Annotated in this window: 13 protein-coding genes; 6 read left to right on the forward strand and 7 right to left on the reverse strand. The window is 76.6% G+C overall.

Annotated elements, in window-relative coordinates:
- A complete protein-coding gene (lipB, locus tag WDV86_RS13300) occupies positions 1-750 on the reverse strand; it encodes a lipoyl(octanoyl) transferase LipB (protein ID WP_339568116.1) in 750 nt (249 codons plus the stop codon).
- Here lipB and WDV86_RS13305 point away from each other — a divergent pair.
- Positions 749-1,822 carry a Gfo/Idh/MocA family protein gene (locus WDV86_RS13305; RefSeq protein WP_339568117.1) on the forward strand — a complete coding sequence of 358 codons (1,074 nt, stop codon included), beginning with the start codon at positions 749-751 and terminating at the stop codon, positions 1,820-1,822. The two genes, lipB and WDV86_RS13305, sit on opposite strands and share 2 nt — an antisense overlap.
- 31 nt (positions 1,823-1,853) lie before the next feature.
- Here WDV86_RS13305 and WDV86_RS13310 read toward each other — a convergent pair whose 3' ends face one another.
- Complete coding sequence (locus WDV86_RS13310) at positions 1,854-2,600, reverse strand: Type 1 glutamine amidotransferase-like domain-containing protein (protein WP_445263083.1); 747 nt, start codon at positions 2,598-2,600, stop codon at positions 1,854-1,856.
- A gap of 136 nt (positions 2,601-2,736) precedes the next feature.
- Here WDV86_RS13310 and WDV86_RS13315 point away from each other — a divergent pair, with 136 nt between their 5' ends.
- A complete protein-coding gene (locus WDV86_RS13315) occupies positions 2,737-4,689 on the forward strand; it encodes a serine/threonine-protein kinase (RefSeq protein WP_339568119.1) in 1,953 nt (650 codons plus the stop codon).
- A 67-nt stretch (positions 4,690-4,756) separates the two neighbouring features.
- Here the strand turns inward: WDV86_RS13315 and WDV86_RS13320 are convergent, their stop codons facing one another.
- The 5 genes from WDV86_RS13320 to lpdA all read right to left on the reverse strand — a co-directional run bounded on the left by WDV86_RS13320 (position 4,757) and on the right by lpdA (position 10,892).
- Complete coding sequence (locus WDV86_RS13320) at positions 4,757-5,419, reverse strand: hypothetical protein (RefSeq protein WP_339568120.1); 663 nt, start codon at positions 5,417-5,419, stop codon at positions 4,757-4,759.
- 55 nt (positions 5,420-5,474) lie between these two features.
- Complete coding sequence (locus WDV86_RS13325; RefSeq protein WP_339568121.1) at positions 5,475-6,221, reverse strand: hypothetical protein; 747 nt, start codon at positions 6,219-6,221, stop codon at positions 5,475-5,477.
- Positions 6,222-6,472: 251 nt separating this feature from the next.
- Positions 6,473-7,369 carry a TIGR01777 family oxidoreductase gene (locus WDV86_RS13330; protein ID WP_339568122.1) on the reverse strand — a complete coding sequence of 299 codons (897 nt, stop codon included), beginning with the start codon at positions 7,367-7,369 and terminating at the stop codon, positions 6,473-6,475.
- A 135-nt stretch (positions 7,370-7,504) separates the two neighbouring features.
- Complete coding sequence (gene sucB / locus WDV86_RS13335) at positions 7,505-9,415, reverse strand: 2-oxoglutarate dehydrogenase, E2 component, dihydrolipoamide succinyltransferase (protein WP_339568123.1); 1,911 nt, start codon at positions 9,413-9,415, stop codon at positions 7,505-7,507.
- A gap of 73 nt (positions 9,416-9,488) precedes the next feature.
- Positions 9,489-10,892 (reverse strand): dihydrolipoyl dehydrogenase, encoded by a 1,404-nt coding sequence (lpdA, locus tag WDV86_RS13340; protein WP_339568124.1) that lies wholly within the window; start codon positions 10,890-10,892, stop codon positions 9,489-9,491.
- A gap of 224 nt (positions 10,893-11,116) precedes the next feature.
- Between lpdA and WDV86_RS13345 the strand changes: the two genes are divergently transcribed.
- The 4 genes from WDV86_RS13345 to WDV86_RS13360 all read left to right on the forward strand — a co-directional run bounded on the left by WDV86_RS13345 (position 11,117) and on the right by WDV86_RS13360 (position 14,001).
- A complete protein-coding gene (locus WDV86_RS13345) occupies positions 11,117-11,494 on the forward strand; it encodes a hypothetical protein (RefSeq protein ID WP_339568125.1) in 378 nt (125 codons plus the stop codon).
- An 81-nt stretch (positions 11,495-11,575) separates the two neighbouring features.
- Positions 11,576-12,526, forward strand: coding sequence for a hypothetical protein (locus tag WDV86_RS13350; protein ID WP_339568126.1), 951 nt, complete (start codon positions 11,576-11,578; stop codon positions 12,524-12,526).
- 99 nt (positions 12,527-12,625) lie between these two features.
- Positions 12,626-13,645: a hypothetical protein gene (locus WDV86_RS13355; protein ID WP_339568127.1), complete on the forward strand. Its 1,020-nt coding sequence runs from the start codon at positions 12,626-12,628 to the stop codon at positions 13,643-13,645.
- Between the two features lie 2 nt (positions 13,646-13,647).
- On the forward strand, positions 13,648-14,001 hold the full coding sequence (locus WDV86_RS13360; RefSeq protein WP_445263084.1) for a GntR family transcriptional regulator: 354 nt from the start codon (positions 13,648-13,650) through the stop codon (positions 13,999-14,001).
- The last annotated feature ends 3 nt before the right edge of the window (positions 14,002-14,004 follow it).

The following is a 14,004-nucleotide window of genomic DNA, read 5'->3' on the forward strand; positions in this document are numbered from 1 at the left end:
TCAGGCAGGCACGGGCTCTGCGGCAGGGACGGGCGTCGCCGGGGTCACCGGCAAGGTGCGGGCGAGGTGCCGCTGGACGACCGGCAGCACCTCGGTGACGGTGACGTCGCGGCCGAGCTCGGCCGAGAGCGTCGTCACGTCGGCGTCGGCGATGCCGCAGGGCACGATGCCGCCGAAGGCGTCGAGGGCGTTGTCGCAGTTGAGGGCGAAGCCGTGCATCGTCACGCCCTGGGCGACGCGGATGCCGATGGCGCCGACCTTGCGGTCCCGAGAGCCCGGCCGGCCAGAGCCGTCACCGCGGACCCAGACGCCGCTGCGCCCGCGGACCCGCTCGGTGGCCAGGCCCAGCTCGGCGCAGGTGTCGACGAGCACCTGCTCCAGCCGGCGGACGTAGGCGACGACGTCGACCGGGTCGGGCAGCCGCGTGATCGGGTAGCCGACGAGCTGGCCAGGACCGTGCCAGGTGATCTTGCCCCCGCGGTCGACGTCGACGACGGGCGTCCCGTCGAGCGGTCGCTCGGCCGGCAGCGTCCGCTTGCCGGCGGTGTAGACGGCCTCGTGCTCCAGGAGCAGGACGACGTCCTGCGCACCGGCGACGACCTCGGCGTGCGCGGCGCGCTGCAGGTCCCACCCGCGGCGGTACTCGACGGCGTCGGGCCCGAGGCCCACGGTCTGGAAGCGCATGGGACGACGGTACGCCCGTGCGGGCGAGGCGCCGCCGTCGCGGTGGCGAGGCAGGATGCGGGCCATGAGCACCTCCTCCAGCCCTGCGGTCCGGGTCGGCCTGGTCGGCTACGGCAGCGCCGGGCGCGGCATCCACGCACCTCTGCTGCGCGAGGCGGGGCTGGACGTGGCGCTGGTCGCGACCTCGTCGGCCGAGCGCGCCGAGGCGGCGGCGCGGGAGAACCCGGGGGCGCGCGTCGTCGCGGACCTCGACGCGGTGCTGGCGGTCGGGGACGGGCCCGTCAGGGGCGGGGACGGCGTCGACGTCGTCGTGCTCGCCTCGCCCACCGGCGTGCACGAGGAGCAGGTGCTCGCGTGCGTCGCGGCAGGCCGGCCCGTGCTCGTGGACAAGCCGCTGGCCGTCGACGCCGCCGGCGCGGCGCGGTGCGTGCGGGCGGCCCGTGCGGCCGGCGTCCCGCTGACGGTCTTCCAGAACCGCCGCTGGGACGACGAGCAGCGGGCGCTCGCCGCGGTGCTGGCGGCCGGGGAGGTCGGCGAGGTGCTGCGGCTGGAGCGCCGGTGGGAGCGCTGGCGGCCCGTGCCCAAGGAGCGGTGGCGCGAGAACGCCACCCCGGCCGAGGGCGGCGGGCTCCTGCTGGACCTGCACAGCCACCTCGTGGACTCCTCGGTGCAGCTGCTCGGCCCGGTCGAGGCCGTCTACGCCGAGATCTCCGCGGTGCTGACGCCGGCGGAGGACATGACCTTCCTCGCGCTGCGGCACGTCGGCGGCGCCCGCAGCCACCTGTCGGCGGTCAGCGCGGTCGGGGCGCCAGGGCCGAGGACGCGCGTGCTCGGGACGCAGGGGTCCTTCGTCGTCGTGCCCTTCGAGGGGGAGGTCTCGGGCTTCGCCGGCGTGCTCGACGACGAGCCCGGGTGCACGGGGTGGGTGGTCCGCGGCCAGGAGCGCACGCCCGTGCCGACGCCGCCCGGGGGCCACGCCGACCTGTACCGCCAGGTGGCGGCGGCCGTCCGCGGCGAGGGGGCGTGGCCCGTGGACCCGGCCGACGCCGTCGCGACGCTCGCCGTCCTGGACGCGGCCCGCGCCAGCGCGCGGACCGGCCAGGTGGTCGACGTCGAGGTGCCGTCGCTCGCCGCCTGACCCGGCTCCGTCCGCACCCGCGGGGGCGGGCTCAGGGCTGGGGGAGCAGCCGGGCCTCGAGCGGGCTCTCGACGGCGCGGGGCGCCGCGCCGCTGGTGTCGCGCTCGACGCGGTAGCCGCGGGCCCCGGGGCGGTCGGTGAGGACCTCGACGAGCTCGGTGCCGCGGTAGAGCAGCCCGGCGCCGTCGTCGCTGCAGTAGGTGAGCGGCAGGTCGCCCGCCGCGACGGCGCGCTGGACGAGCGGACGGCGCTGGGCCTCGGAGTCGTAGTGGACGCCGTTGCCGTAGGGCAGCAGCGCGAGGCCGTCGGTCACCAGGCGCAGGTCGGGCCCGAAGGAGTCCGTCGGGCCGCCGACGTGCCAGCACAGCGACCCGGCGCTCACGCCGGATAGGACCACGCCGGCGCGCCAGGCCTCCGCCATGAGCGGTCCGAGGTCGTGCAGCCGCCAGAGCGCGAGCAGCCCGGCGACGCTGCCACCGCCCACCCAGACGACGTCGGCCCCGAGCAGCAGCCCGCGGACGTCGTCGTGGCTCGGCATCGGCAGCAGCGCCAGGTGGTCGAGGTGGAAGCCGGCGTGGCGGGCGGCCTCGGACAGCTCGGCGGCGAACCAGCGCTGGTCCCCGCCCGCCGTCCCGACGTGGACGACCCGCGGGGCGCGGCCCGTGGTGCCGGAGCGCTCGACGGCGTGGTGGACGAGCCCGGAGAAGGCCAGGCGGCTGCGCTCGCCGGGGCGCAGGCCTCCGGAGGTCGCGAGGATCGTGGGTGCGTCGGCGGGCATGGAGGTCATCGTGCTCCTCGCCGTCGCGCAGGTGTCGACGGGCGGCCGCCTGTGGACGACGGCTCACGGGCGACGCCGCGGCGGGGCCTGTGGACGACGCCGGCGGGCGGTCGGCCGGTCGCGGTGGGATGCCGCCATGGCAGGACGGCACGCAGCAGGACGTGGGGGCGCGGACGGCGAGGGCGCGTCGTGGTGGGAGGAGCTCGACGGCCTGGGCGCTGCCCCCGGGGCCTGGCCGCTCGGGCAGCTCGACCCGGGAGGTGACCCGGGAGGTGAGCCGGCAGGGGGTCCGGGGGTCCAGGGGCCTGCGGGCCGGGCCGTGCCCCCGGTCGTCCCCGGCTACGTCGTCGAGCGTCTGCTCGGCGCGGGCGGCAGCGGCGAGGTGTGGCGGGGACGCCCGGTGGGCACGGCGCCGGGCGAGACCGCCCCGGTGGCGCTCAAGGTGCTGCGGTCCTGCGTGGCCGGCGACCCGGTGGCCCAGCACCGGCTGGAGGCCGAGGCGTCCTTGCTGGCTGCGCTGGGGGACGAGCACGTCGTCCGGCTGGAGGGCGTGGTGTCGAGCGCCCCGCCGGACCCGCGCACCGTCCTGGTGCTGGAGCACGCCCCCGGTGGCAGCCTCGGTGCGCTCGTCGCCCGACGCGGTGCCCTGGACGCCGGCGAGGTCGTCACGGTCCTCGTGCCGCTCGCCGGCGTGCTCGAGCGGCTGCACGCCGGCGGCGTCGTCCACGGTGACGTCGCGCCCGGCAACGTCCTGTTCGCCGCGGACGGGCGGCCGCTGCTCGGCGACCTCGGCACGGCCGTCCTGCTGGCGTGCGGGCAGGCCGGCGCCGACGCCAGCCCGCCAGGGCACCTCCCGCCAGGCGAGGAGGACGTCACCACCGGGTACGCCGACCCGGAGCGGGTCGCGGGGGGCGCGCCGAGCGCGGCGGGTGACGTCTACGCCCTCGGCGCGTGCGCCTGGCACGCCCTCGCGGGGATGGCGCCGGGCGCGCCGCAGGTGCGCCCGCCGCTCGTCACGCTGCGCCCAGAGCTGCCGCGGGCGCTCGTCGACCTCGTCGAGGACTGCCTCGAGCCCGACCCCCGCGAGCGTCCCCTCGCCGCCGACCTGGCCCGGCGGGCCTGGGACGCGGCGGAGGCCGAGGCGGTGCGGCTCGTCGGCACCGATCCGCACGCGCCGCCCGACGAGGTCATCACCCACCGCGTGCGCGCCGCGGCGCGGCGCAGCCCCGCGCCGGTCGAGGAGCGGCCGCGCCGGCGGGGGCTGCGCCCGCGAGCCGGCCGTGCCGTGGCCGGCGCCGCCGGGCTGGCGCTCCTGCTCGCGCTGGGCGGGCTCGTCGCGCCGTCGTTCTGGCCGCGACCCTCGGCGGCGGTCGACGAGGAGGCCGCCGGTCCGGCGGGCTCGGTGGCCCCCGAGCCGTCCGAGCCGTCCGAGCCGTCCGAGACGGCGGAGCGGGCCGAGCCGTCCGAGACGGCGGAGCAGGCCGAGCCGGCGGAGGAGGCCGACGCCCGGTCCGGCGGCCCCGACGCGCCGGCGGCCACGTCGAGGGCTCCCTCGCCACGGCCGCCGGTGGAGGCCAGCGAGGCGAGGGCCAGCGAGGTGGGAGCCCTCGAGGTGAGGGCCGGCGAGGTAGACGCCCTGGACGCCCAGGACGCGCTGACCCTGCGGGGGCAGGACCCGCTCGCGGCCGTCCCCGTGCTCGCCCGTCTTCGCGCTCAGGCGCTCGCGACCCGGGACCCCGAGCTGCTCGCGCGGGTGGTGGCCCCAGGCTCGGCGGCGATGGCGGCGGACGAGGAGGCCCTCGCGCAGCTCCAGCGGTCGGGGCGGCTCGAGGGGCTGGACGTCGAGGTGCTGCGCGTGAGCCTCGTCGCGGGGCAGACGCCCGGCGCGGACGGGAGCGCTGCTCCAGCCGCCGGGGAGCCGCTCAGCGCCCTCGTCGACGTGCGGACCCGCACGCCGGCGCACCGGCTCGTCGGCGACGACGGCGCCGTCCTGGCCGAGGTGCCCGGCGCGGACCCCGTCGACGCCCGCCTGCGCCTCGTCGACGACGGCGAGGGCTGGCGGGTCGCCGAGGTGCTGGCCCCGCCCTGAGCACCCGCCCGGGTGACCACCCTGAGTGCCCGCTCGGGGTGACCACCCTGCGCGCTCGCCGCAGCGGCTACTCCTCGTCCAGCGGGGTGACGACGGCCGCCCCGCCCTGCCCGCTCGCGCGCTCGGCGACGACCACCTCGGCCGCGACGCCGGGGTCGGTGCGCGACACGAGGTCGTACGTGCCGGGCTCGTCGGGCGCACGCAGCGCGACCAGCGAGACGAGGGGCACCTCCACCGGCGGGGCGTCCCCGAGGACCACCAGCTGGTCGGCGCTCGTGTGGTTGACGACCGTGACGAGGGCACCGGGCTCGACGGGACCAGCCACCAGCGTCTCGCCGTCGGCGGCGAGCATCACGGTGACCTCCAGGTCGCCGTGGTCGTGCACGACGCGCCCGTCGGGGGTGGTCGCCAGGCCGGCGCCCAGGCCGTCGGCGGGCAGGGGCTGGTCTGCTGCCGTGCCGTCGGCCCCGCCCACCGGCAGGACGCCGTGGTGCGCCCCCTCCTGCGCGCCGGCGCGCTCGTCCCCGCTGAGCGCCCACCCGGCGACGAGCGCGGCGAGCAGTCCCGCCGCCGTCGCCGCTCCCAGCACCTGGGCCGGTCGGACATGGGCCGGTCGGACCTGGGCCGGTCGGACCTGGGTGGAGCCGAGCTCGGCGGGACTGACCTGGGCCGAGCGGACCTGGGTCGGGCGCGCCGGGATGTCCCGGCGCGCCCGGCGGTCAGGTGTCACGGTGCTCGGGTGTCACGGTGCTCAGGTGCCACGGATCTCCGGCGCAGGAGCCGGGTCAGCCCTGCGCGGCGCGACGGCGGGCGACGACGACGCCGGCTGCACCCGCGGCGGCCAGGGCTGCGCCGCCGACGACGACGAGGGTCGTCGTCGAGGTGCCGCCGAGGCCGGTGGCGGCGCCACCCTCGGGCATCGTCATCTGCGCGACGTCGAGGGTGCCGCAGGCGGCCGGGTTGGTGGCCTCCTCGGGCAGGGTCGGGTCGAGGTCGGAGGGCACGTCGCCGTCGTAGGTCCCGGAGCCGTTCTGGTCGACCCCGTGGACGACGACGACGCCGTCACCGGCGGCGATCTGGTCGGCGACCTCGTCGCTGACCTCGATGGTCCGCTCGTAGGTGTAGTTGCCGGTCGGGAAGCGGTCGACGGCGAGGCCCGAGTCGGGTGAGGTGTCGCCCTCCGTCGTCAGCGAGACGGCGATGCCGCCGTAGGTCGACGCGCCGTCGCTGGTCTGGAACGCGCCGTCCGCCCCGGAGCCCTCGGCACCGTTGGCCGGGCACGTGCCGTTGCCGCCGATGTGGATGTGCTGGGCGTGGGGTGCTCCCTCGAGCAGCCCGGACGTCGTCATGGTCAGGGTGAGGTCGTCGCCGTCGAGCGTGCCCGTCAGCTCGGCCGAGGCGCCCGAGTCGTTGAGCTGGGTGAGGTTCGCGACCAGGTCGACGGGGCCGCTGGAGCTCGCGAGCGCCGGCGCGGTCGCCAGCGGCAGGGCGACCAGGGCGAGGCCGGCGGAGAGGGCCAGGGACTTCTTCACGATTTCTCCTCGACGCGCACCGCGTCGGCGCGGGCGCTGGGTGGGTGGCAGGCGGAGAGGGCGGGGCGTGCGCGGACGTCACCGCTCTTGCCCTCGGGAGAACCTGACCACGGCGTGCCACCGAGCGCGAGCATCCGGCGGCATTCCACCGGTTCGGGTGGTCCGTGCATCTACGGACCACTGGGCCAATCCGTCGGCGCGACGGCGACGGCTCACCGTGCGCTCACGCCCGGTGACCACCCGGTCCGGTCTCAGCCCACCTGCTCGGCCAACCAGCGGGCCGCAGCGCCGGCGTCTGCCTGCGCGAAGGTGAAACCGCTGCGCTGCAGTGCCTCCGGGACGACGCGCTGGCTGGCGAGGATCTCCTCGGCGAACCCTCCGAGGGCCAGTCGCAGCGCCGGGCCAGGAGCTGGCACGACCGTCGGGCGACCCAGCGCACGTCCGAGGGCCCGCGTCAGCTCCGCGTTGCGGACCGGCGCCGGCCCGGTGAGGTTGACCGGCCCCTCGACGTCCGCGGTGAGCAGGTGGACGAGCGCCGAGACCTCGTCCTCCAGCGTGATCCAGCTCCACCACTGGCGGCCGTCGCCGAGCGGCCCGGCGAGCCCGAGCCGCAGCAGCGGCAGGAGACGACCGAAGGCGCCCCCGTCCGGCGCCATGACGAGCCCGGTCCGGGCGAAGGCGGTCCGGATGCCGGCCTCCTGCGCCGGCCGCGCCGCCGCCTCCCAGTCGACGACGACGTCGGCGAGGAAGGTCGAGCCGGGCGAGGACTGCTCGGTGAGCACCTCCTCGCCGCGGTGGCCGTAGACGCCGATGGCCGAGCCCTGCACGAGCACCGCCGGGAGCGGGTCCAGGCGGGCCAGGGCCTCGGCGAGGGTGCGGGTGGGCTCCGTCCGCGAGGAGAGGATCTCCCGCTGGTACCCGGCGCTCCACCGCCGGTCCCCGACCCCCGTCCCGGAGAGGTTGACGGCCGCGTCGACGCCGGCCAGGGCGGCCTCGTCGAGCCGGCCGCGGGCCGGGTCCCAGCGCACCTGGCCAGGCCCGTCGGGCTCGCGCCGCACGAGCTGGACCACCTCGTGGCCGAGGTCTGCGAGGCGCGTGCGCAGCGGCGTCCCCACGAGGCCGGAGGCACCGCAGACGACGACCTTCACGAGGCCGTCCGGGCAGCGGTGCAGCGGTCGGACGCAGCGGTGGTGCTCACGGGGGCTCCCCTCGGGAGGCGGCGCCGCCCGCCCCGCACGGCGGCGGGGCGGGCGGCGACGGCGACGGCGGTCGACCAGCCGGGGCTAGAGCCCCAGCTCGGACTCGAAGGCGCCCTCCTCCAGGCGTGCCTTGAGCGTCGAGAGGAAGCGCGCGGCGTCCGCCCCGTCGACGATCCGGTGGTCGTAGGACAGGGCCAGGTACATCATCGAGCGCACCGAGATCGCCTCGCCGCCGTCGGGGTCGGTGACGACGACCGGCTTCTTGACGATGGCGCCCGTGCCGAGGATGGCCACCTGCGGCTGGTTGATGATCGGGGTGTCGAAGAGGGCACCCCGGCTGCCGGTGTTGGTGATGGTGAACGTGCCGCCGGCGAGGTCGTCGGGCGTGACCTTGTTCGTCCGGGTGCGCTCGGCGAGGTCGGCGATCCGCTTGTTCAGCCCGGCGAGGTTGAGGTCACCGGCCTCCTTGATGACCGGCACGAGCAGCCCGCGCTCGGTGTCCACCGCGATGCCGAGGTGCTCGCTCGCGTGGTAGACGACCGAGTCGCCGTCGACGCTCGCGTTGACCTGCGGGTAGGCCTTGAGCGCCTCGCAGACGGCGAGCGCGAAGAACGGCATGAAGGACAGCCGGCCCCCCTCGCGCTGCTCGAAGGAGGACTTGGCCCGGGCGCGGAGCTTGGCGATCCGCGTGAGGTCGACCTCGACGACGCTCGTCAGCTGCGCCGACACCTGCAGCGACTCGACCATGCGCTGGGCGATGACCTTGCGCAGCCGGCTCATCTTCTCGGTCGTGCCGCGCTTGCCCGACGCCGCCTCGGCGGCCTGCTGCGTCTTCTCCTTGACCGACGGACCGGCCTTCGGGGCGGGCTGCTCCGCCGGCGCCTGTGAGGGCGCCGCGGGAGCCTCGTCCGGCTGGGCACCCTTCTCGGCGGCCGCGAGGACGTCCTGCTTGCGCAGACGCCCGCCCACGCCGGTCCCCGTGAGCGTCGACAGGTCGACGCCGTGCTCCTTGGCGAGCTTGCGCACGAGGGGGGTGACGTAGCCGCTGCCGGTCGACTGCGGGGAGGCCCCCTCGTCGCCGCCGGAGGACGGCTGCGGCTGGGCGGTACCCGTGGGCACCTGGGGCGCGGGGGAGTTGTAGGACTCGGTCGCCTGCTCCGGCTCGGACACCCCGGCCGGCGGGGCCTCCGGGTCCTCGTCCTGCGACGCGTCGCCGTCCGAGCTGCCTCGGGTCGAGGTCTTCTCCTCCGCCTCGGTCTCGGCGGCCTCGCGGGAGGAGGCCTCGTCGCCCAGGTCCTCGGCGTCGTCGGCGCCGCCGGGCTCCGGGGCGGCCGCCTCGTCGGCGCTGGCGCTCCCACCGCCGCTGGCGTCCCCGCTGGCCTCGCCGCCGACGACCGCCAGCTCGGCGCCGACCTCGACCGTCTCGTCCTCAGCGACGAGGATCTTGGTGATGGTGCCCGCGACCGGGGAGGGCACCTCGGTGTCGACCTTGTCGGTGGAGACCTCCAGCAGCGGCTCGTCGACCTCGACCTCGTCGCCCTCGGCCTTCAGCCAGCGCGTGATGGTGCCCTCGGTGACGCTCTCCCCGAGCGCCGGCATCGTGATCGGCGTCCCACCGCCACCGCCACCGCCGGAGCTCTTGGCCTCCGGCTCGGGCGAGGGCTCCGGCTCGGAGGACGGCTCGGGCTCGGCCTCGGAGGTCGCCTCGGGCTCTGCGCTCTCGGACGCCCCGCTACCGCCGGAGCCGTCCGCCTCCTCGCCGTCGCCGATGACCGCGAGGTCGGCGCCGACCTCGACCGTCTCGTCCTCCTCGACGAGGATCTTCTGGAGGGTGCCGGCGACGGGCGAGGGCACCTCGGTGTCGACCTTGTCGGTCGAGACCTCCAGCAGCGGCTCGTCGACCTCGACGGCCTCGCCGACGGACTTCAGCCAGCGCGTGACGGTGCCCTCCGTGACGCTCTCGCCGAGGGCGGGCATCTGCACGGACTGGGACATGGGGTCTCCTGTTCCTGGGTCGGTCTGAGGCTCGTACCTGGCGGGCGGGGCGGGCCCGGTGGCCCGCCCCGCCTCAGGCGTGGCTGTGGAGCGGCTTGCCCGCGAGCGCGAGGTGCGCCTCGCCGAGCGACTCGTTCTGCGTGGGGTGGGCGTGCACGAGCGCCGCGACCTCCTCGGGGAAGGCCTCCCAGCTGACGATGAGCTGGCCCTCGCCGACCTGCTCGCCCATCCGCTCGCCGACGGCGACGAAGCCGACGACCGGGCCGTCCTTCTGGCGCACGAGCTTGACGAAGCCGGCCGTGCCGAGGATCTGGCTCTTGCCGTTGCCGCCGAGGTTGTACTCGAGCACCTCGACCTGGTCGTCGCCGTGCAGCTCGCGGGCCTGGCGCTCGGTGAGCCCGACCGAGGCGATCTCGGGGTTGGAGTAGGTGACCCGCGGGACCATCGCGTCGACCACGGGCGCGGGCTTCTGCCCGGCGATCTCCTCGGCGACGAAGATGCCCTGGGCGAAGCCGCGGTGGGCCAGCTGCAGGCCGGGGACGATGTCGCCGACGGCGTAGACCTTCCCGCCGGCACCCGTCTCGACGCCGGTGCTGAGCCGCTCGTCGGTGATGACGAAGCCCCGGTCGAGGGTGACGCCGACGTCCTCGAAGCCCAGGCCGTCCGTCGTGGGGCCGCGGCCGACGGCCACGAGCATGAGCTCGGCGTCGAAGGTCTTGCCGTTCTCCAGCTCGACGTGGACGCCGGAGTCGTCCTGCGTCACGCCCTTGAAGCGGACGCCCGTGGAGAAGTTGATCTTGCGCTTGCGGAAGGCCCGCTCGAGAGCCTTGGAGGCGGCCTCGTCCTCGGCCGCGACGAGGCGGGGGAGTGCCTCCACGATGGTCACGTCGACCCCGAAGGACTTCCAGACGCTCGCGAACTCGCAGCCGATGACGCCGCCGCCGAGCACGACGACGCTCTCGGGCACCGAGTCGAGCCGGATGGCCTGCTCGCTGGTGATGACGCGGCCGCCGAGCTCCAGCCCGGGCAGGCTCTTGGAGTAGGACCCGGTGGCCAGGACGAGGTTCTTGCCGCGGTAGCGCGTGCCGTCGACCTCGACGGAGTCGGCGGCGACGACCCGGCCCTCGCCCTCGACCATGGTGACCTTGTGCGCCTTGACGAGACCCTGGAGCCCCTTGTAGAGGCGGCTGACGATGCCGTCCTTGTACTTGTTGACCCCGGCCATGTCGATGCCCTCGAGCTGGGCCTTGACCCCGAAGCCCTCGGCGTGGCGGGCGGAGTCGGCGACCTCGGCGGCGTGCAGAAGGGCCTTGGTGGGGATGCAGCCGCGGTGCAGGCAGGTGCCGCCCAGCTCGGCCTTCTCGACGAGGCAGACCGACAGGCCGAGCTCGGCCGCGCGGAAGGCCGCGGAGTACCCGCCGCTCCCACCGCCCAGGACGACGAGGTCGTAGACGGTGTCTGCGGGGGACTCGGGCACGCTGGGCTCCTCGGCTCGCTGACGGGCTGTCCGCCCCGCGCGCGGCCGGTCCGGCTGCGCCGCAGGGCGCGCCCATCCTGGCACTACCGCCGCGCCTCGCGGCAACCGGACGCGACCCGGTCGGCCCTGGCCGCACAGCGCAGGCCCAGGTCGCGCGGCTAGCGTGGTGCACATCACGTCGCCGCGGGCCTGCGAGCCCGGCGACCCGCAGGACGGAGGACGGCATGGCCTGGTGGTCGCGGCTGCGCGGTGCTGGCGTGCCCGCGGCGGGCGCTGGTGGTGGGCGCGAGCCCTCGCCCCGCAGCGCCGCCCGCGCCGAGCGCGGCGAGGCGTCCTCCCACCTCGCCGAGTTCGCCCGGACCCGCGTGGGCGTCGAGGCCTACCTGGAGCCCGCGACGACGGAGGCCGGCCTGACGCTCCTGCTCATCGCCACCGACGGGGAGTGGACCCGGCGGCGCGTCCCCGACGCCCGGACGGCGCAGTCCTTCGCCCAGGACCTCGCGATGCCGTTCTACGACGTCAACTTCACCGGCTACCCGCAGCGGATGCGCGACTACACCGCCCGCCGCCGGGCCGAGGAGAAGGCGCGCCGCCGCCGCTGATCTGTATCAACGGTTGTGCTTGACGCCTGACACAGAGGTCAGTACGTTCGAGGGGCTGGTCGATCCCCCTCGGAGGTCCTCGTGCCCGTCGTCCTGCTCGGCACCCTCGCCGTGCTCCTGCTCGTGCGTGCCGCCTGGGTGGTCTGGAGCCGCCCGTGGCGCCGCTCGCAGCTGCAGCAGCTCTCCGTGCGCGCCCAGCTCCCTCTCGACACCGCCGACGGGATGCCGTCGGCACTGGCCGAGCGCGTCGGCCGGCGGCTCGTACGACGCGAGGTCGGCTCGTCCGTGGGCGGGCTCCTCGCGACGCTGGCCGTCCTCCTGCTCGTCCTCGCCGACGGCGGCCTGGACGAGGCGGGCGGTTGGGTCGAGGGCGCCCTGACGTTCGCGGTGGTGGGTCTCGGCCTGACTGCCGGCACGACGGCCGTCGTGGCGCGCGACGCGCTCGCACCGCCCAGCCTCCCCGGCGTCCGGCGGGCGAGGTCACGGGCGGGAGGCCTCGAGGACTACGTGCCGTGGTTGCGCCTGCTGACCGGCCGTCTGCTGTGCGCCGTCTCGGCGGGTGCCGGGGTCCTCATGGCCGTGCTGGCCACCCGGTCCGGCGAGGCGGTCGCCGGCGCCGGCGGCCTCCCGGTGTCGAACCTCGTCCTCGGTGGCTGCGTCGCCGTCGCGTGGGTCCTCACCGAGCTGCTGGCCCGCCGCGTCGTCGCCCTGCCGCAGCCTGCCGGACGCCCGCTGGAGCTCGCGTGGGACGACGTGCTGCGCGCGCGCCACCTCCGCGAGCTCGCCTTCTTCCCCTGCTACCTCGCCTGCCTCAACCTCCTCTACCTCCCCGGGGAGGTCGCGGGGGTGCTGGGGCTGTCCCAGGGCGACCACTTCGTCGTCGTGGTCGTCGTCCTGCTCGTCGCGTTGGCAGGGCTGATGCTCCCGGGACGCGGCCAGCCGGTGGAGCGCTACGCCCGGTACCGGCTCTGGCCGGTCACGCTCTCGGCCGACCGCCCGGGTGAGGTCGAGGACCCGGCCCTCGCGCCCTGAGCCCTCCCGGGTCGCCGGTGCCGCTGCTCGGCTGCGCCGCTGCCTGTCCTGCCCGCCCCTGCCCGCCCTGTCCTGCTTCGCCGTGCCCTGGAGGCTCTCGTGGTCGCTCTCTGGCTCTACGTCGTCAGCACCGTCGTCGTGGCGGTGGTCCTGGTCCAGCAGCTCGTCGTCACCCGTGTCCCTGCCCGCCGGCAGCACCGCCTCGAGCGCCTCGCGCGGCGGGCGGCCCTGCCCGCCGCTCCCGCCTCCGCCGGCGGGGACCTGCCCGACGACCTCGTCGAGCGGCTGCGGGCGCGGGTCGTGGCCCGCGACCTCGCCGGTCTCGCCGGCGGCCTCGCCGGGCTCGTGCTCACCACGGTCCTCCTCGCCCTGGGCCCGGAGCTGGGCCGTCGCGGCGCGGAGCTCGAGGTCGGGGCTGCGGGCGGTGGCTTCGCCCTGGACGTCTCGATGCTGCCCGTCGCCGGCGTCCTGCTCGTACTTCTGGGCCAGCAGGTCGGCGTCCTGCTCGTGGCCGGTCGCCAGGCGCTGGCCAGGCCCGACGGCGGCGGGCCCCGCGTCGCGCGGGCCACCGCGCCGGTCCTCGCGGACTACGTGCCCCGGCTCGAGACGACCCTCGTGCGGCTGGTCTCGCTCGTGCCCCTTCTCGCGGCCCTCGTGGTCGGTGCGGCGTGGCTCGCCCTGCCGGCCGGCCCGAGGAGCGGTGAGGGTGCCGTCCTCGCGGTCGCGGCGCTCGCGGCGCTGCTGCAGGTCGGGGTCGAGCTGCTGTGCCGGCGGGTCCTGGACCAGCCCCAGCCGGCGCGCAGCGCCGTCGAGCTGGCCTGGGACGACGTCCTGCGGGCCCGGCTGCTGCGCGACCTCGTGCCGGTGCCGCTCCTGCTCGGCGCCTTCGCCGGCGGGCTGCTGGCCGTCGCGGCGCTTCCGCCCGTCGTCGCCGCGCTCGGCCTCTCCGACGGTCGAGCGGTGGCCGCCGTGGCCTTCGGGGTGATGCTGCTGGTCCTCGCCGTCGCCCTCGTGCTGCTCGTCTCGGTGGTCTCCCGCTCCGCCGAGCAGCACGTGCGCCGGCGGCTGTGGTCGACGCCCGCCGCCCCGGCCGGGCCCGGCGCGGAGGTCGCCCGGTGAGGCTGCTGTCGGTCGACCCCGCCTCGCCCGTCCCGCCGTACGAGCAGCTGCGCGGCCAGGTGGTGGCGGCCGTCGAGGCGGGGGAGCTGGCGCCGGGGGAGCGGCTGCCGCCGGTGCGCCGGCTCGCCGCCGACCTCGGCGTCGCCCCGGGGACGGTCGCGCGGACGTACAAGGAGCTGGAGGCCGACGGCGTCGTCGAGACGCGGGGGCGCGGGGGCACCGTCGTCGCCGCCCGCTCGGGCGCGGAGAGCGAGGCCGTCGAGGCCGCCGCGGCCTACGCCGAGCGCGTGCGGCGGCTCGGGCTCGACGGCGAGCGGGCGGTCGCGCTCGTCCGGGCGGCGCTCGGGACGACGTGAGGG

Source organism: Pseudokineococcus sp. 1T1Z-3, assembly GCF_037482365.1.
GTDB lineage: Bacteria > Actinomycetota > Actinomycetes > Actinomycetales > Quadrisphaeraceae > Pseudokineococcus.

Bases quoted from the DNA above. Each gene is read 5' to 3' on its own strand.
- WDV86_RS13305 (WP_339568117.1), top strand. From the start codon at position 749: ATGAGCACCTCCTCCAGCCCTGCGGTCCGGGTCGGCCTGGTCGGCTAC.
- lipB (WP_339568116.1), bottom strand. From the start codon at position 750: ATGGCCCGCATCCTGCCTCGCCACCGCGACGGCGGCGCCTCGCCCGCA.
- WDV86_RS13310 (WP_445263083.1), bottom strand. From the start codon at position 2,600: ATGCCCGCCGACGCACCCACGATCCTCGCGACCTCCGGAGGCCTGCGC.
- WDV86_RS13315 (WP_339568119.1), top strand. From the start codon at position 2,737: ATGGCAGGACGGCACGCAGCAGGACGTGGGGGCGCGGACGGCGAGGGC.
- sucB (WP_339568123.1), bottom strand. From the start codon at position 9,415: ATGTCCCAGTCCGTGCAGATGCCCGCCCTCGGCGAGAGCGTCACGGAG.
- WDV86_RS13345 (WP_339568125.1), top strand. From the start codon at position 11,117: ATGGCCTGGTGGTCGCGGCTGCGCGGTGCTGGCGTGCCCGCGGCGGGC.